The organism is Variovorax guangxiensis (assembly GCF_003952165.1).
In the GTDB taxonomy this organism is placed as follows: domain Bacteria; phylum Pseudomonadota; class Gammaproteobacteria; order Burkholderiales; family Burkholderiaceae_C; genus Variovorax; species Variovorax guangxiensis.
Genome location: NZ_RXFT01000007.1, coordinates 78,501 through 95,352 on the forward strand (window position 1 = coordinate 78,501; position 16,852 = coordinate 95,352).

General features: G+C 67.5%; 20 protein-coding genes. 18 read left to right on the forward strand and 2 right to left on the reverse strand.

The features are described from left to right. Window positions 1-99 precede the first annotated feature (99 nt). From mlaD to EJP67_RS17580, 17 genes are all read left to right on the forward strand, one after another. Entirely contained in the window at window positions 100-588 is a 489-nt protein-coding gene (mlaD, locus tag EJP67_RS17500; protein ID WP_019654418.1) for an outer membrane lipid asymmetry maintenance protein MlaD, read from the forward strand. A 26-nt stretch (window positions 589-614) separates the two neighbouring features. Next, window positions 615-1,349 (forward strand): MlaA family lipoprotein, encoded by a 735-nt coding sequence (locus EJP67_RS17505; protein ID WP_206169519.1) that lies wholly within the window; start codon window positions 615-617, stop codon window positions 1,347-1,349. 158 nt (window positions 1,350-1,507) lie between these two features. Further along, the gene (locus EJP67_RS17510; RefSeq protein WP_126022998.1) at window positions 1,508-2,164 is read left to right on the forward strand and encodes an MlaC/ttg2D family ABC transporter substrate-binding protein; all 657 of its coding nucleotides are present in this window, start codon (window positions 1,508-1,510) and stop codon (window positions 2,162-2,164) included. Between the two features lie 16 nt (window positions 2,165-2,180). Continuing rightward, window positions 2,181-2,456 carry an STAS domain-containing protein gene (locus EJP67_RS17515; RefSeq protein ID WP_126022999.1) on the forward strand — a complete coding sequence of 92 codons (276 nt, stop codon included), beginning with the start codon at window positions 2,181-2,183 and terminating at the stop codon, window positions 2,454-2,456. An 86-nt stretch (window positions 2,457-2,542) separates the two neighbouring features. Then, entirely contained in the window at window positions 2,543-3,490 is a 948-nt protein-coding gene (locus EJP67_RS17520; RefSeq protein WP_126023000.1) for an ABC transporter ATP-binding protein, read from the forward strand. A gap of 82 nt (window positions 3,491-3,572) precedes the next feature. Further along, window positions 3,573-4,337: an ABC transporter permease gene (locus tag EJP67_RS17525; RefSeq protein ID WP_126023001.1), complete on the forward strand. Its 765-nt coding sequence runs from the start codon at window positions 3,573-3,575 to the stop codon at window positions 4,335-4,337. Window positions 4,338-4,358: 21 nt separating this feature from the next. Beyond that, window positions 4,359-4,601 carry a BolA family protein gene (locus EJP67_RS17530; protein ID WP_126023002.1) on the forward strand — a complete coding sequence of 81 codons (243 nt, stop codon included), beginning with the start codon at window positions 4,359-4,361 and terminating at the stop codon, window positions 4,599-4,601. A 42-nt stretch (window positions 4,602-4,643) separates the two neighbouring features. Beyond that, entirely contained in the window at window positions 4,644-5,936 is a 1,293-nt protein-coding gene (murA, locus tag EJP67_RS17535) for a UDP-N-acetylglucosamine 1-carboxyvinyltransferase (RefSeq protein ID WP_126023003.1), read from the forward strand. Window positions 5,937-5,964: 28 nt separating this feature from the next. Then, window positions 5,965-6,606: an ATP phosphoribosyltransferase gene (hisG, locus tag EJP67_RS17540; protein WP_126023004.1), complete on the forward strand. Its 642-nt coding sequence runs from the start codon at window positions 5,965-5,967 to the stop codon at window positions 6,604-6,606. Between the two features lie 18 nt (window positions 6,607-6,624). Continuing rightward, window positions 6,625-7,947 (forward strand): histidinol dehydrogenase, encoded by a 1,323-nt coding sequence (gene hisD / locus EJP67_RS17545; protein ID WP_126023005.1) that lies wholly within the window; start codon window positions 6,625-6,627, stop codon window positions 7,945-7,947. A gap of 38 nt (window positions 7,948-7,985) precedes the next feature. After that, a complete protein-coding gene (locus EJP67_RS17550; protein ID WP_126023006.1) occupies window positions 7,986-8,840 on the forward strand; it encodes a hypothetical protein in 855 nt (284 codons plus the stop codon). A 5-nt stretch (window positions 8,841-8,845) separates the two neighbouring features. Then, window positions 8,846-9,196 carry a hypothetical protein gene (locus tag EJP67_RS17555; RefSeq protein WP_126023007.1) on the forward strand — a complete coding sequence of 117 codons (351 nt, stop codon included), beginning with the start codon at window positions 8,846-8,848 and terminating at the stop codon, window positions 9,194-9,196. Then, window positions 9,193-10,290 carry a histidinol-phosphate transaminase gene (hisC, locus tag EJP67_RS17560; protein WP_126023008.1) on the forward strand — a complete coding sequence of 366 codons (1,098 nt, stop codon included), beginning with the start codon at window positions 9,193-9,195 and terminating at the stop codon, window positions 10,288-10,290. Before EJP67_RS17555 ends, hisC begins: the two co-directional genes overlap by 4 nt. Then, entirely contained in the window at window positions 10,287-10,913 is a 627-nt protein-coding gene (hisB, locus tag EJP67_RS17565) for an imidazoleglycerol-phosphate dehydratase HisB (protein ID WP_126023009.1), read from the forward strand. The genes hisC and hisB overlap by 4 nt, the downstream gene beginning before the upstream one ends. Before the next feature lie 19 nt (window positions 10,914-10,932). Then, window positions 10,933-11,592 (forward strand): imidazole glycerol phosphate synthase subunit HisH, encoded by a 660-nt coding sequence (hisH, locus tag EJP67_RS17570; protein ID WP_126023010.1) that lies wholly within the window; start codon window positions 10,933-10,935, stop codon window positions 11,590-11,592. Between the two features lie 62 nt (window positions 11,593-11,654). Beyond that, window positions 11,655-12,395, forward strand: coding sequence for a 1-(5-phosphoribosyl)-5-[(5-phosphoribosylamino)methylideneamino]imidazole-4-carboxamide isomerase (hisA, locus tag EJP67_RS17575; protein WP_093299818.1), 741 nt, complete (start codon window positions 11,655-11,657; stop codon window positions 12,393-12,395). A 19-nt stretch (window positions 12,396-12,414) separates the two neighbouring features. After that, the gene (locus EJP67_RS17580) at window positions 12,415-13,587 is read left to right on the forward strand and encodes an AAA family ATPase (RefSeq protein WP_126023011.1); all 1,173 of its coding nucleotides are present in this window, start codon (window positions 12,415-12,417) and stop codon (window positions 13,585-13,587) included. Window positions 13,588-13,596: 9 nt separating this feature from the next. Here the strand turns inward: EJP67_RS17580 and EJP67_RS17585 are convergent, their stop codons facing one another. Then, the gene (locus EJP67_RS17585) at window positions 13,597-14,514 is read right to left on the reverse strand and encodes an amino acid ABC transporter substrate-binding protein (RefSeq protein WP_126023012.1); all 918 of its coding nucleotides are present in this window, start codon (window positions 14,512-14,514) and stop codon (window positions 13,597-13,599) included. An 11-nt stretch (window positions 14,515-14,525) separates the two neighbouring features. After that, entirely contained in the window at window positions 14,526-15,830 is a 1,305-nt protein-coding gene (locus EJP67_RS17590) for a dicarboxylate/amino acid:cation symporter (RefSeq protein WP_126023013.1), read from the reverse strand. 170 nt (window positions 15,831-16,000) lie between these two features. On the opposite strand from EJP67_RS17590, the gene EJP67_RS17595 reads away from it, so the two are divergent. After that, window positions 16,001-16,834: a D-hexose-6-phosphate mutarotase gene (locus EJP67_RS17595; RefSeq protein WP_126023014.1), complete on the forward strand. Its 834-nt coding sequence runs from the start codon at window positions 16,001-16,003 to the stop codon at window positions 16,832-16,834. Window positions 16,835-16,852 lie beyond the last annotated feature (18 nt).

The following is a 16,852-nucleotide window of genomic DNA, read 5'->3' on the forward strand; positions in this document are numbered from 1 at the left end:
GCCAACCCCCTTGCAGGGGGCAACACCTGCAGCCCGGCCAAGCCGGTTCTGCGGTGTTCCCCGAATGAGCCAAACCGCTGGAATTTAGGAAGAGTCGATATGCAACGTTCCAACAATGACATCTGGGTCGGCCTGTTCGTCCTGATCGGCGCTGCTGCGCTGCTGTTCCTCGCGCTGCAGTCGGCCAACCTGCTGAGCCTGAACTTCCAGAAGACCTATTCGGTCACGGCGCGCTTCGACAACATCGGCGGCCTCAAGCCGCAGACCGCGGTGAAGAGCGCGGGCGTGGTGGTCGGGCGTGTGGAATCCATCTCCTTCAACGACAAGACCTTTCAGGCAGACGTCACTCTGGCTTTGCAAAACCGTTACAGTTTTCCCAAGGACAGCTCGCTCAAGATCCTGACCAGTGGCTTGCTCGGCGAGCAGTACATCGGAATCGAGGCGGGCGCCGAGGACAAGAACTTGCAAGCCGGCGACACCATCACCGCGACCCAATCGGCCGTGGTGCTGGAAAACCTGATCAGCCAGTTCCTGTACAGCAAGGCGGCGGAGGGAAATTCCACGCCTGGAACAGCCAATAAGAAATGAAAACACGATCTTCTTTGTTTTTTGCTATGAATAGCGTAGCAAGCCGGACCCGCTGGATTGGCGCCGGCGCGGTACTTGCCCTGGCCGCCGGTTGTGCGACCGGCCCCAACGCCAACCCCGCCGATCCCCTCGAGCCGTTCAACCGGGGTGTCTCGCGCTTCAACGACGCCGTCGACGATGCCGTGCTGGTGCCCGCGGCCACGGCCTACCAGAACGCGCTGCCCTCCATGGTGCGCACCGGCGTGAACAACTTCTTCAACAACATCGGTGACGTCTGGAACCTCGTCAACAACGTGGCCCAGCTCAAGCTGCAGAACAGTGCCGAGACCTTCATGCGGCTGAACGTCAACACCATCTTCGGCCTCGGCGGTGTGCTGGACGTGGCGACCGAAGCGCGCCTCCCGCGCCACGAGGAAGACTTCGGTCAGACCCTGGGCTACTGGGGCGTGGGTTCCGGCCCGTACGTGGTGCTGCCGCTGCTGGGCTCCTCCACGCTGCGCGACACCGCCGCCAAGCCGCTCGACATGTGGGGCGACCCGCTGGGCTACGTGGAGGACATCCCCTGGCGCAATTCGCTGACGGTGCTGCGCGTCGTCGACACGCGCTCGCAGTACCTGCGCGCGAGCCGCCTGCTTGGCGACGCGGCGCTCGACAAGTATTCGTTCACGCGCGATGCGTACCTGCAGCGCCGCCGCAGCCAGGTCTACGACGGCAACCCGCCCGACGACGGCGGCGGCATGGACAAGGGCGCCGACAAATAAAGACGACGCAAGGGAGGGCAGCCCGCTTGCATCCGGTTGCAAGGCTTCACCTCCCGGACAGGAACCCCGTCGGCCCCGTGGGGCTCGAATCCGTTCCTGTCTCAGCAGCCGGTTTTCCGGGTGCCTGCGGATTTTCAAACTTGAATGAGGGACTCTCCATGAACAACAAGACCCTGCAACGTCGCGATCTCGGCCGCCTGGCTCTGGCCGGCGCACTGCTGTTCAGTGCCGCCGTCGCCTTCGTCCAGCCCGCCCGTGCCGCCGACGAGGCGCCCGACGCACTGGTCAAGCGCCTGTCGACCGACGTGCTCGAGACGATCAAGGCCGACTCGTCCATCAAGTCGGGCGACGTCAACAAGATCATGGTGCTGGTCGACAGCAAGATCATGCCGAACGTCAACTTCCAGCGCATGACCGCCTCTGCCGTCGGCCCGGCCTGGCGTACCGCCACCCCCGAGCAGCAGAAGCGCCTGCAGGACGAGTTCAAGGCCCTGCTGGTCCGCACCTATGCCGGCGCGCTCGACCAGGTGACCGACCAGACCGTCACCGTGCGTCCGTTCCGCGGCTCGCCCGACGACAAGGACGTGCTGGTGCGCACCGAGGTCCGCGGCCGCGGCGATCCGGTCCAGCTCGACTACCGCCTCGAGAAGACCCCCGGCCAGGGCGCCGGCTGGAAGGTCTACAACCTGAACGTGCTGGGCGTCTGGCTGGTCGATACCTACCGCACCCAGTTCGCGCAGGAAATCAACAAGAGCGGCATCGACGGCCTGATTACCGCGCTGGCCGCGCGCAACAAGGGCAACGGCAAGAGCTGAGCCGGAGCCGCGCGACATGCTGGTCCTGCCCGCCCGACTGACCCATGACGAAGCCCCCGCCTGCATGCGCATGCTGCAGCAGGGGCTGAAGGGCCAGACCGACTCGTCGTCCACCGTGGTCGACGCGACGGCGCTGACCCAGTTCGATTCATCGGCGCTGGCCGTGCTGCTCGAATGCCGGCGCGAATCGAGCGCGCTGGGGCGCGGTTTCTCCGTCAAGGGGCTCTCGCCCCGGCTGCGCGAACTGGCGGCCCTGTACGGCATTGCCGGACTTTTGCCCGCCGCGCCCTGACCCGTCGGCCCCGGCCGGGGCCGCATGAGGGTATCGGGCCGCTGCCCGGCAGCTTGTAAAGCGGCACCTTAAAATCGCGGGCTCCCATGCCCGCGATCTCATTCCAGTCGGTCTCCAAGACCTATCCCCCCTCCAGACAGCAGAAGGCCCAGGGCAAGCCGGGGCTCAAGGCGGTCGACGAGGTCAGCTTCCAGATCGAGGAGGGCGAGTTCTTCGGCCTGCTCGGCCCGAACGGCGCGGGAAAGACCACCCTGATCAGCATGCTCGCGGGCCTTTCGCGGCCTACGGCGGGTGCCATCAGCGTCCACGGATTCGACGTGCAGCGCGAGTACGCGCAGGCGCGCCGCCAGCTCGGCATCGTGCCGCAGGAGCTGGTGTTCGACCCCTTCTTCAACGTGCGCGAGTCGCTGCGCATCCAGTCGGGCTACTTCGGCATCACCAACAACGAAGCCTGGATCGACGAGCTGCTGCAGAGCCTGGGCCTTGCCGACAAGGCCACGGCCAACATGCGCCAGCTCTCCGGCGGCATGAAGCGCCGCGTGCTCGTGGCGCAGGCGCTGGTGCACAAGCCGCCGGTGATCGTGCTCGACGAGCCCACCGCCGGCGTCGACGTCGAGCTGCGCCAGACGCTCTGGCAGTTCGTCGCCAGGCTCAACAAGCAGGGCAGCACCGTGCTGCTCACCACCCATTACCTCGAAGAGGCCGAGGCGCTGTGCAGCCGCATCGCGATGCTCAAGCTGGGCAAGGTGATCGCGCTCGACCGCACCAGCGAGCTGCTGAAGTCGGCAGCGAGCAACGTGCTGCGATTCAAGACCGACGCCATGCTGCCCTGGGCCATCGCGCAGCATGCGCGCATCACCGGGCGCATCGTGCAGCTGCCGGCGCAGAACGCCCATGAAGTCGAACAACTGCTGGCCGCCATTCGCGAAGCCGGCGTCACGGTGGAAGACGTGGAAATGCGCAAGGCCGACCTGGAAGACGTGTTCATCGACCTGATGGCCGGCGAGCAGACGCCGCTGGAGGTGGCGCGATGAGCGCCGCGCCGGGCCGCCCCAAGCAAGCGAAGCTCCCCCTCGGGGGGAAGCACGGACACGCAGTGCCGTGCAAGGGGGCCTCATGATCGCCGTCACGGGTTGGCGCGCGCTGCTCTACAAGGAGACGCTGCGCTTCTGGAAGGTCGGCTTCCAGACCGTGGGCGCGCCGGTGCTCACCGCGCTGCTGTACCTGATGGTGTTCGGCCACGTGCTCGAAGACCACGTGAAGGTCTACGGCACGGTCGGCTACACCGCCTTCCTCGTTCCGGGCCTGGTGATGATGAGCGTGCTGCAGAACGCCTTCGCCAACAGCTCGTCCTCGATCATCCAGAGCAAGATCATGGGCAACCTGGTCTTCGTGCTGCTCACTCCTCTTTCGCACTGGGGCTGGTTCTTCGCCTACGTGGGCTCGTCGGTCATCCGCGGGCTGGCGGTGGGGCTGGGCGTGTTCGTGGTGACGGTGCTGTTCGCGCAGCCGAGCTTCGTCGCGCCGGTGTGGATCCTGGTGTTCGCGCTGCTGGGCTCGGCCATGCTGGGCACGCTGGGACTCATCGCCGGGCTCTGGGCCGAGAAGTTCGACCAGATGGCGGTGTTCCAGAATTTCCTGATCATGCCCATGACCTTCCTGTCGGGCGTGTTCTATTCGATCGGCTCGCTGCCGCCGTTCTGGCAGAACGTCAGCCACCTGAACCCGTTCTTCTACATGATCGACGGCTTCCGCTACGGCTTCTTCGGTGTGAGCGACGCGTCGCCCTGGCTCAGCCTGGGCATCGTCGGCACCGCATGGCTGGTGGTGAGCGCTATCGCCATCCACTTGCTTCGCATCGGCTACAAAATCAGAGGCTGAACGCCTCCTTCCACGACTCCCATGACCGCTGACCAGCTCCAAGCCATCATCACCGCCCACCTGCCGTGCGAGCACATCTCGCTGGAGGGCGATGGCCGACATTGGTACGCGACCATCGTCTCGACCGAATTCGAGGGCAAGCGCTCGATCCAGCGCCACCAGCGGGTCTACGCCACCCTGGGTGCGAAAATGCACACCGACGAGGTGCATGCGCTTTCGATGAAGACATACACGCCGGCCGAATGGGCGGCGGTGGAAAAATGACTCCCCGGCCCCTGGCGGCCTCCTGATTTCGCTGGAACTTCGATGGACAAACTTCTGATTCGCGGCGGGCGAGAGCTCCGCGGCGAAGTACTCATTTCCGGCGCCAAGAACGCAGCGCTGCCCGAACTGTGCGCGGCCCTGCTGACCGACGAGCCCGTGGTGCTGCACAACGTGCCGCGCCTGCAGGACGTGTCGACCATGCTCAAGCTGGTACGCAACATGGGTGTTTCGGCCGAGCGCGATGACAACGGCACCGTGCAACTCAACGCGGCCGAACTCACCAAGCCGGAAGCGCCCTACGAGCTGGTCAAGACCATGCGCGCCTCGGTACTGGCCCTGGGCCCGCTGCTGGCGCGCTTCGGCCACGCCAAGGTGTCGCTGCCGGGCGGCTGCGCCATCGGCTCGCGGCCGGTCGACCAGCACATCAAGGGCCTGCAGGCCATGGGCGCCGAGATCGTGGTCGATCACGGCTACATGGTCGCGCGCCTGCCGGCGGGGCGCACGCGGCTGAAGGGCGCGCGCATCCTGACCGACATGGTCACCGTCACCGGCACCGAGAACTTCCTCATGGCCGCCGCGCTGGCCGAGGGCGAGACGCTGCTGGAGAACGCCGCGCAGGAGCCCGAGATCGTCGACCTGGCCGAGATGCTGATCCGCATGGGCGCGAAGATCGAAGGCCACGGCACCAGCCACATCCGCATCCAGGGCGTCGAGAAGCTGCACGGCTGCGAGCACGCCGTGGTGGCCGACCGCATCGAGGCCGGCACCTTCATGTGCGCCGTCGCGGCCACGGGCGGCGAGGCCTTCCTGCGCCACGCGCGTGGCGACCACCTCGACGCCGTGATCGACAAGCTGCGCGACGCCGGCTGCACCGTCAAGTCCGAGAAGGACGGCGTGCGCATCGCGTCCAGGGGGCCGGCGTACGAGCACCTGAAGGCGCAGAGCTTCAGTACCACGGAATACCCGGGCTTCCCGACCGACATGCAGGCCCAGTTCATGGCCCTGAACGTGATCGCGCGCGGCGCCTCGATGGTCACCGAGACCATCTTCGAGAACCGCTTCATGCACGTGAACGAGATGGTGCGCCTGGGCGCCCACATCCACGTCGAAGGCAAGGTGGCGATGGTCGAGGGCGTGCAGCAGCTCTCGGGCGCCACCGTGATGGCCACCGACCTTCGCGCGTCCGCCAGCCTCGTCATCGCCGGCCTCGTGGCCGAGGGCGAGACGCTGGTCGACCGCATCTACCACCTCGACCGGGGCTACGACCGCATGGAAGCCAAACTGCGCGGCCTCGGCGCCGACATCGAACGACTGACCGGAGCCGCAGCCGCATGATCACCTTCGCATCACAGGAGTCGCAATCGTGATCACGCTTGCTCTGTCCAAAGGCCGCATCTTCGAGGAGACGATGCCCCTGCTGGCCGCCGCCGGCATCGAGGTCACCGAAGACCCCGAGAAGTCGCGCAAGCTCATCCTCGGAACCACCCGCCCCGACGTGCGCGTGGTGCTGGTGCGCGCCTCCGACGTGCCCACCTACGTGCAGTACGGCGGCGCCGACCTCGGCGTGACCGGCCTCGACGTGCTGCTGGAGCACGGCAACCAGGGCCTCTACCAGCCGCTGGACCTGCGCATCGCCGCCTGCCGCCTGAGCGTGGCCGTGCGCGCCGACTACGACTACACCTCGGCCGTGAAGCAGGGCTCGCGCCTGCGCGTGGCCACCAAGTACGTGGGCCTGGCACGCGACTTCTTCGCGAGCAAGGGCGTGCACGTCGACCTGATCAAGCTCTACGGCAGCATGGAGCTCGCGCCGCTCACCGGCCTGGCCGACGCCATCGTCGACCTGGTCTCCACCGGCAACACGCTCAAGGCCAACCACCTCGTCGAGGTGGAGCGCATCATGGACATCAGCGCCCGCCTGGTGGTGAACCAGGCCGCGCTCAAGCTCAAGCGCGAGCCCATCCGCCACATCATCGACGCCTTCGCGTCAGCTATTCCTTCCGCCTGAAACCTTCCGTCCCGTCCCATGACCTCGAAAGCAGCCCCCCTCCGCCTGTCCACGACTTCAGCCAGCTTCGACGCTGAATTCAGGGCGCGGCTGCATTGGTCGGCGGACGCCGACGCGGCCATCGAGAAGGTGGTGGCGGACATCCTCGCCGATGTGCGCAAGCGCGGCGACGAGGCGGTGCTCGAATACACGAACCGCTTCGACAAGCTCGGCGCGAAGGCGCTGCCCGAGCTGGAACTGACGCAGGCCGAGCTGAAGGCCGCCTTCGAGTCGCTCCCCGTCGGGCAGCGCGATGCCCTCGAAGCCGCCGCGCGCCGCGTGCGCGGCTATCACGAGGCCCAGAAGAAGGCCAGCGGCGAGAGCTGGAGCTACCGCGACGCCGACGGCACGCTGCTGGGCCAGAAGGTCACGCCGCTGGACCGCGTGGGCATCTATGTGCCGGGCGGCAAGGCCGCCTATCCGTCGAGCGTGCTGATGAACGCCATTCCGGCGCACGTCGCGGGCGTCGGCGAGATCATCATGGTTGTACCGACCCCGAAGGGCGAGAAGAACCAGTTGGTGCTCGCCGCCGCGTATGTGGCCGGCGTGACGCGCGGCTTCACCATCGGCGGCGCCCAGGCCGTGGCCGCGCTGGCCTACGGCACCGCCACCATCCCCGCCGTCGACAAGATCACCGGCCCCGGCAACGCCTACGTCGCCGCCGCCAAGCGCCGCGTGTTCGGCACGGTCGGCATCGACATGATCGCGGGCCCCAGCGAGATCCTGGTGCTGGCCGACGGCACCACGCCGCCCGAGTGGGTGGCGATGGACCTGTTCAGCCAGGCCGAGCACGACGAACTGGCCCAGAGCATCCTGCTGTGCCCCGACGCCGCCTACATCGACCGCGTGCAGGCCGAGATCGACCGCCTGCTGCCCACGATGCCGCGCGCGGAGATCATCGCCGCCTCGCTCAACGGCCGCGGCGCGCTGATCCACACGAAGAGCATGGAAGAGGCCTGCGAGATCAGCAACCGCATCGCCCCCGAGCACCTGGAAGTGAGCAGCGGCGAGCCGAGCCGCTGGGAGCCGCTCTTGCGCCACGCCGGTGCGATCTTCCTCGGCGCCTTCACCAGCGAGAGCCTGGGCGACTACTGCGCCGGGCCGAACCACGTGCTGCCCACCAGCGGCACGGCGCGCTTCTCGAGCCCGCTGGGCGTGTACGACTTCCAGAAGCGCTCCAGCCTGATCGAGGTCAGCGAGGCCGGCGCCCAGGTGCTGGGCCCCATCGCCGTGACGCTGGCCGAGGGCGAAGGCCTGCAGGCGCACGCCGAGGCCGCCCGCATGCGGCTGCGTAAGATCTGAAGTCCAACAACAACCCGCATGCGGGGGGGGCACGCCTGATGATCGATCGTCTTTTCGGTTTGCATTTCAGTTTGCGTTCGGGTTCGCGCCTGTTCAGGTTCGCCGCCATTGCCATCGCGGGCGCCGCGCTCCTGGCCGCCTGCAGCCAGATGCCGCAGGCGCCGCGCGAATCGGTGGCCGCTACCGCCACGCCCAGCGCCGCGCCGGCGGCGCCCGCGCCGCAGCTCGGCACGCAGTGGGGCGAGGGCATCGAATCGAAGACCCGCACGGTCGACGCCAAGCGGCTTTCCAGCCGGCCGGACGACGTGGCCTCGCTGGGCTACAACGAAGCCTCCGCCGTGCGCCGCGCGGTGGGCGGCAATCCCGAGCGTCGCCTGAACCTGCTGCTGGCCGACGGCGACGTCGAATGGTCTGTGCTCGACGAGGACGGCCGCCCGCTGCCGCTGCAGCGCGCCCGCCGCGGTGCCGGCGGCGACGACATGTTCCGCCTGGCCGGCGTCGAGGGCTCGCGCTACACGCTGCGCTTTCGCAACCTGAGCGAGCGCAGCTACGAGGTGATCGCCACGGTCGACGGCCTGGACGTGCTCAACGGCAAGCCCGGCAGCCTGCGCAACGGCGGCTACGTGCTGCGTCCGCTGCAGTCGCTGACCATCGAAGGCTTCCGCAAGAGCCAGAACGAGGTCGCCGCCTTCCGCTTTTCCGCGCCCGGCCGCGCCTATGCCGCCAACACCGAGGCCGGCGACGTGCGCAACATCGGCGTGATCGGCGCCGCGCTGTTCGAGCTGGAGGAGCGCGACGCGCCCCGCCGCCAGCGCCGCGACGCGGCCCCGGCGCAGCCCAGCGCCTTCCCGGCCGACGGCGCCTACGCGCCGCCGCCGCGCTACCGCAAGTGAGCCCCATGAAGCGTGCCGCCTTCCTGCTGCTCGCGCTGGCGGCGGCCGCAACCGGCGCGCAGGCCATGAGCATCCGCGAACTGCGCACGCTCGAAGCCGGCGAGAAAGATGGCAAGGCCTACGCCAGCTATTACCTCGTCGGCGTGCTCGAGGGGCTGCGCGAAGGCGTCGAGGCTTCTCAGCGCAACGGGCAGAAGCCCATCTTCTGCATCGAGGGCCGCCGCCTCGAGCCCTCCATGGCGCGCTCGCTCTACCAGACGGAGCTGAGCCGCAACGCCGACAGTTACGAAGCCGACATGCCAGTGCAACTGGTCATGGCCGGCGCCCTCCGCAACAGCTACCGCTGCACCCGATGACCGCTGCTCCTTCCGAATCCGCCCGCCTTCCGCTCGACCGCATCCGCGAGGACGTGCGGTCCATGAACGCCTACGCGGTGCAGGATGCCACCGGCTTCATCAAGCTCGACGCCATGGAGAACCCCTTCGGCCTGCCGCCCGCGCTGCAGGCCGAGCTCGGCGCGAGGCTGGGCGCACTGGCGCTCAACCGCTACCCGGGCGAACGCGGCGCCGACCTGCGCCGCGCGCTGGCCGCGCATGCGCAGATGCCCGAGGGCTTCGAGCTGATGCTGGGCAACGGCTCGGACGAGCTGATCTCGCTGCTGGCGATTGCCTGCGACAAGCCCGGCGCCACGGTGCTCGCGCCGGTGCCCGGCTTCGTCATGTACGCAATGAGCGCCAGGCTGCAGGGGCTGCGCTTCGTCGGCGTTCCGCTCACGGCCGACTTCGAACTCGACGAGGCCGCCATGCTGGCCGCCATCGAGCGCGAGAAGCCCGCCATCGTCTACCTCGCGTACCCGAACAACCCCACGGCCAACCTCTGGAACGACGCGGTGCTGGAGCGCATCGTCGAGGCCCAGGGCGCGCAGGGCGGCCTGGTCGCGATCGACGAGGCTTATCAACCCTTCGCCGCGCGCAGCTACATCGACCGCCTGGCAAGGCACGGCCACGTGCTGCTGATGCGCACGCTCAGCAAGTTCGGCCTGGCCGGCATCCGCCTGGGCTACCTCATGGGCCCGGCCCCGCTGGTCGCCGAGATCGACAAGGTGCGCCCGCCCTACAACATCAGCGTGCTGAACTGCGAGTGCGCACTCTTCGCCCTGGAGCACGCCGACGTGTTCGAGGCGCAGGCCCGCCAGATCCGCGATGAGCGCGAGCGCCTGATGATGGGCCTGGGCCGCCTGCCCGGCGTGAAGACCTGGCCGAGCGACGCCAACATGATCCTTCTGCGCGTACCCGATGCCGCGAAGACCTTCGAGGGCATGAAGGCCCACGGCGTGCTGGTGAAGAACGTTTCTAAAATGCACGATCTGCTCGCAAACTGCCTGCGCCTCACCGTCGGAACGGCCGACGAGAATGCGCGGATGCTCGCGGCACTCGAAGCCTCACTATGACCACCCCCACCAACACGGCCGCCACGGGCGCTGCCGATCGCACCGCGACCGTCACCCGCAACACCGCCGAGACGAAGATCACCGTCAGCGTCAACCTCGACGGCACCGGAAAGGCCAAGCTCTCCACCGGCATCGGCTTCTTCGACCACATGCTCGACCAGATCGCCCGCCACGGGCTGATCGACCTCGAGGTCGACTGCCAGGGCGACCTGCACATCGACGGCCACCACACGGTGGAAGACGTCGGCATCACGCTGGGCCAGGCGGTGGCCAGGGCCGTGGGCGACAAGAAGGGCATCCGCCGCTACGGCCACGCCTACGTGCCGCTGGACGAGGCGCTGAGCCGCGTCGTCATCGACTTCTCGGGCCGCCCGGGCCTGGAGATGCACGTGCCCTTCACCAGCGGAATGATCGGCGCCTTCGACAGCCAGCTCACCTACGAGTTCTTCCAGGGCTTCGTGAACCACGCCTTCGTCACGCTGCACATCGACAACCTCAAGGGCGTCAACGCGCACCACCAGTGCGAGACGGTGTTCAAGGCCTTCGCGCGCGCCATGCGCGGCGCGCTCGAGCTCGATCCGCGCTCGGCCGGCGTCATCCCCTCGACCAAGGGCTCGCTCTGAACGCGTTCGTCAATCAGCTATGAAATCTGTAGCAGCAAACACCGTCGCGGTCGTCGACTACGGCATGGGCAACCTGCACTCCGTGTCGCAGGCCGTGCGCCACGCGGCCGACCAGGTGGGCGTGGAAGTGTTCGTCACCTCCGACCCCGACGTGGTCCGCAAGGCCACCCGCGTGGTGCTGCCGGGGCAGGGCGCCATGCCCGACTGCATGCGCGAGCTGCGCGACTCGGGCCTGCAGGAATCGGTGCTCGAGGCGGCGGCGAGCAAGCCGCTGTTCGGCGTGTGCGTGGGCATGCAGATGATGCTGTCGCGCAGCGACGAGGGCCCGACCGATGGCCTCGGCCTCATTCCCGGCGAGGTGGTCAAGTTCGACCTGGCCGGGCGCCTGCAGCCCGACGGCAGCCGCTTCAAGGTGCCGCAGATGGGCTGGAACCAGGTGCGCCAGGCCCAGCCGCATGCGGTGTGGGCCGGGGTGCCCGACCTCAGCTATTTCTATTTCGTCCACAGCTTCTATGCCCGCCCGGCAAACCCCAAACACAGTGTGGGCGAGGCGGAATATGGCGCGAGCTTTACCGCAGCCATTGCACGCGATAACATTTTTGCAACCCAGTTCCACCCGGAGAAGAGTGCGGACCATGGGCTGCAGCTATATCGCAATTTCCTCCACTGGAACCCCTGAACCTGTTTCCCGACCGGGCCGAAGCTTTGACAGCCCGGAATTCGCATACTCGCGTCACTTCCATGCTCCTCATTCCCGCCATTGATCTCAAAGACGGCCACTGCGTTCGCCTCAAGCAGGGCGACATGGATCAGTCCACCATCTTCAGCGAAGACCCCGCCGCCATGGCGCGAAAGTGGGTCGATGCCGGCGCGCGGCGGCTGCACCTGGTCGACCTGAACGGCGCCTTCGCCGGCAAGCCGCAGAACCACGCGGCGATCAAGGCGATCCTGAAGGAGGTGGGCGACGACATCCCGGTGCAGCTCGGCGGCGGCATCCGCGACCTCGACACCATCGAGCGCTACATCGACGACGGCCTGCGCTACGTGATCATCGGCACCGCCGCGGTCAAGAACCCCGGTTTCCTGAAGGACGCCTGCAGCGCCTTCGGCGGCCACATCATCGTGGGCCTGGACGCCAAGGACGGCAAGGTCGCCACCGACGGCTGGAGCAAGCTCACGGGCCACGAGGTGGCCGACCTGGGCAAGAAGTTCGAGGACTACGGCGTCGAGTCGATCATCTACACCGACATCGGCCGCGACGGCATGCTCTCGGGCATCAACATCGAGGCCACCGTCAAGCTCGCGCAGGCGCTCACCATCCCGGTGATCGCCTCGGGCGGCCTGTCGAACATGGCCGACATCGACCAGCTCTGCGCCGTCGAGTCCGACGGCGTCGAGGGCGTGATCTGCGGCCGCGCCATCTACTCGGGCGACCTCGACTTCGCCGCCGCGCAAGCCCGCGCGGACGAGCTGACCGCCTGACGCTCCCGCTGCGCAGCGCGTGCTCTCCGCGCTCGCCATCGCCAACTACCGTTCGCTGCGGCAGCTGACCGTGCCGCTGGGCCGGCTCACGGTCGTGACCGGGCCCAACGGCAGCGGCAAGTCGAGCGTGTACCGCGCGATGCGCCTGCTGGCGGACATCGCCAACGGCGGCGTGATCCGCTCGCTGGTGCGCGAGGGCGGGCTTTCATCCACGCTGTGGGCCGGGCCCGAGCGCTTCTCGGCCGCGATGCTGCGCGGCGAGGTGCCGGTGCAGGGCACCACGCGCAGCGAGCCCGTGGCGCTGAAGCTGGGCTTCGCCGGCGCCGAGGCCGACGACTTCGGCTACGCCATCGACATCGGCCTGCCGCCGCCCGTTCCTTCCACCGCGTTCTCGCACGACCCGCAGATCAAGCACGAGGCCATCTGGAGCGGCCCGCTGCTGCGGCCGTCCACGCAGCTGGTCGACCGCAAGGGCGCCGCGCTGCGGCTGCGCGAGGGCAAGGGCTGGCAGGCCATCGGCCGGCCCATTCCGGCCTTTGCCAGCATGATGACCGAGCACGCCGACCCGCGCGACGCGCCCGAGATGCTCACGCTGCGCGAGCAGATGCGCTCCTGGCGCTTCTACGACCACTTCCGCTCCGACGCCGAGGCGCCCGCGCGGCAGCCGCAGCTGGGCACCTACACGCCGGTGCTCGCCAACGACGGCGCCGACCTGGCCGCCGCGCTGCAGACCATCCGGGAGATCGGCGACAACGAGGCGCTGGACCGTGCCGTGGACGACGCTTTTCCGGGCGCAGGCATCGAGATCCGCGTCAACGGCGACCGCTTCGAGACGCTGATGCACCAGCACGGCCTGCTGAGGCCGCTGACGGCCGCCGAGCTTTCCGACGGCACGCTGCGCTACCTGCTGTGGATCGCGGCGCTGCTCACGCCGCGTCCGCCCGCGCTGCTGGTGCTGAACGAGCCGGAGACCAGCCTGCATCCCGACCTGCTGCCCGCGCTGGGCCGCCTCATCGCGCAGGCGGCGCGGCAGTCGCAGGTGATCGTGGTGTCGCACGCGGCGCGGCTCATCTCGGCGCTGGACGACAGCGACGGCATGCAGCCGGTGGTGCTGGAAAAGCGCTTCGGCGAGACCCGCATCGCGAATCTCGACATGAGCGAGATCCCGCGATGGGAGTGGCCTGCAAGATAGCGGACCTGCCTATTCGGCCTTCACCGACATCGTCTGGATGATGGTTTCCAGTTGCGCGCTCATCGGCAGGTTGATGCTCTCGCCCGATGGCAGCTTGCGCAGGAACCAGCGCTTGTACTGCCGCTCGATCTCGCCGTCTTCCGCGAGCACCTGGAAGGTGTCGACGACCACCTTGTTGAGCTGAGCATCGCCCTTGCGGTACATGATCCCGTAAGGGTCGTAGGAGAGGAAGTCGCCGACCACCTCGTAGTCGGCCTTCGCGGCATCCTTGGCGATCAGGCCATAGAGCAGCACGTCGTCGGTGGCGAAGGCGTCGGCCTGGCCGCTCTTCACGAGGCCGAAGGATTCGGCGTGGTCGCGCGCCACCTGCAGGTCGATGTTCAGCTTGAACTTCTGCGACAGGTCGCGCAGCGTCTTCTCGTTGGTGGTGCCGGCCGTCACCGCGACCTTGCGGTTGGCGAGGTCGCGAAAGGACTTGATCGGCGAGCCCTTCTTCACCAGCACCTTGGTGCCCGAGACGAACATCGTGGGCGAGAAGCTCACGCGCTTCTGGCGCTCGAGGTTGTTGGTGGTGGAGCCGCACTCCAGGTCGACCTGTCCGTTCACGACCGCGTCGATCCGCGAATCGGAGGTGACGGGCACCCACCTGATCGTGAGGCTCCTGTTGACCGCGTCCTCGATGGCCGTCACCAGCGCGCGGCACAGCTCGATCGAATAGCCGATGGGCTCGCCGCGCGCATTGAGGTAGGAGAACGGCACCGACGACTCGCGGTAGCCGATGGCGATGGTGCCGCTTTCGCGGGCCTTGGCCAGCGTGCCGGTGAGCTGCTCCTGCGCCCGCGCGGGAGCGGCGGGCAGTGCGGCAGCAAGAACCACGGCCGCCAGCAGCGCGGCGAAAGCGGATGGCAATGTGCCGATGCGCTTCATGGTGCTTCGGCTCAGGCGTGCGCCGGGTGGGCGAGGGTGGCGTTGGCTTCCTCGTCGAGCGCCTTGGCATTGACCTCGGCGTCGGCCTCCGAGAGCAGCTCGCCTTCCCATTTGGCGACCACAGCCGTGGCGATGGAGTTGCCCACCGCGTTCGTGGCCGAGCGGCCCATGTCGAGGAAGGTATCCACGCCCAGGATCAGCAGCAGGCCGGCTTCGGGAATGTCGAAGTGGTTCAGCGTGGCGGCGATCACCACCAGCGAGGCGCGCGGCACGCCGGCCATGCCCTTGGAGGTGAGCATCAGGATCAGCAGCATCGTGATCTGCGTGCTGATCGGCATGTGGATGTTGTAGGCCTGCGCGATAAAGAGCACGGCGAAGGTGCAGTACATCATCGAGCCGTCGAGGTTGAACGAGTAGCCCATCGGCATCACGAAGCTGGAGATCTTGCGCTTCACGCCGAAACGGTCGAGCGCCTGCAGGATCTTCGGATAGGCCGCCTCGGAGCTGGCGGTGGCGAAGGACAGCAGGAAGGCTTCCTTGATGAGCACCAGCAGCTTGAGCACGCGCGGGCCCAGGAACAGGAAGCCCGCCAGGATCAGCACGCTCCACAGCACGAAGAGGCCAAGGTAGAAGTCGCCCATGAACACCGCGAACTTCAGCAGGATGCCCAGCCCGTTGACCGCCACCGTCGCGGCCATGGCGGCCAGCACGGCCAGCGGTGCGAGCTTCATCACGTAGCCCGTGATCTTGAGCATCGCGTGCGAGAGCTCCTCGATGGCGGCGACCAGCGTCTTCGCCTTGTCGCCCAGCGAGGCCAGGGCCACGCCGAAGAACATCGAGAACACCACGATCTGCAGGATCTCGTTGTTGGCCATGGCCTCGACGAAGGACTTGGGCACCGTGTGGCTCACGAAGTCCTTCAGCGTGAATTTCGAGGTGGCCAGGTTGGCGGAGGCACCGATGTCAGGCAGCGGCAGCCCGAGGTTCTCGCCGGGCTTGAGCAGGTTGGCCATGACCAGGCCGATGACCAGCGAGATCAGCGAGGCGGTGAGGAACCAGCCGATGGCCTTGCCGAACACGCGGCCCACCGACTTGGCGTCGCCCATGTGCGCGATGCCCACCACCAGCGTGGAGAACACCAGCGGGCCGATCAGCATCTTGATGAGGCGCAGGAAGACGTCCGAGACGATGGAGACGTAGTCCGCGATTTCCTTGGCGGCCTTCTTGTCCGGAAAGCTGGTGAAGATCATGTAGCCGACGATGATGCCCAGCACCATCGCGATCAGGATCCATGCGGCCATCGGCAGCTTCTTCATTCGTATCCCCTTTTGTCGTGTGAGAGTGGTTTTTTCCGGGAGCGCGGGACCGGCCTGCACCTTGTCTCCCGATGCAGGCCGCCACAGGGTATCCAAGAAGGCCCCGGGCGCGCAATGGCCCGGGATGCCAGTTCCGTGCCACTGCACGGGCGCTGCCTACAATTCCTCACATGGAAACCAGCCTGATCGAGTTCCGCGGCCAGCCCGCCATGCGCGCCACGGGCGCCGACGGAAGTACCGTCACCATCGCACTGCATGGCGCCCATGTGCTCTCGTGGACCACGGCCGACGCCGTGGAAAGGCTCTACCTGAGCCCTCGCGCGGTGTTCGACGGGCAGGCAGCCATCCGCGGCGGCATACCCATTTGCTGCCCTCAGTTTAACCAGCGCGGCATGTTGCCCAAGCATGGCTTCATGCGCAATTTGCCTTGGGAAAACGCCCCTTCCGACGACCCTCAGACCCTGCGCCTGACCCTGCGCGACAACGAGGCCACGCGCAAGCTCTGGCCGCACGCTTTCGAGGCACGGCTGGATGCCACCCTGAGCCCAGGTGGGCTGCGAACGGCGCTCGCTTTGGTCAACACCGATGCGTCGCCGTGGTCCTTCGCGGCCGCGCTGCACACCTATCTGCGCGTCGACGACATCGCCCAGGCGCGCCTCGAAGGCCTGCAGGGCGCCGATCGCTGGGATTCGCTGACCGACGAGCGCCATGCCGAAACGGCAGCGTCGCTGCATTTCGATGCCGAATTTGACAGCGTCTATGCCGCGCCCACCCAGCCGCTACGCTTGGCGCAACCCGGCGGCGCCCTCGAAATCTCGCAAAGCCCCACCTGCACCGAAACCGTGGTCTGGAACCCCGGTGCCGTGCTCGGTGCGAAACTCGCCGACATGCCCGAAGACGGCTGGCGCCACATGCTCTGCGTCGAAGCGGCCCGCATCGACGAACCCGTGCCGCTGGCGCCCGGCGCCCAATGGCTGGGCTGGCAACAGCTGCGCGTTCTCTGATCACCCCACCGGTTCCTT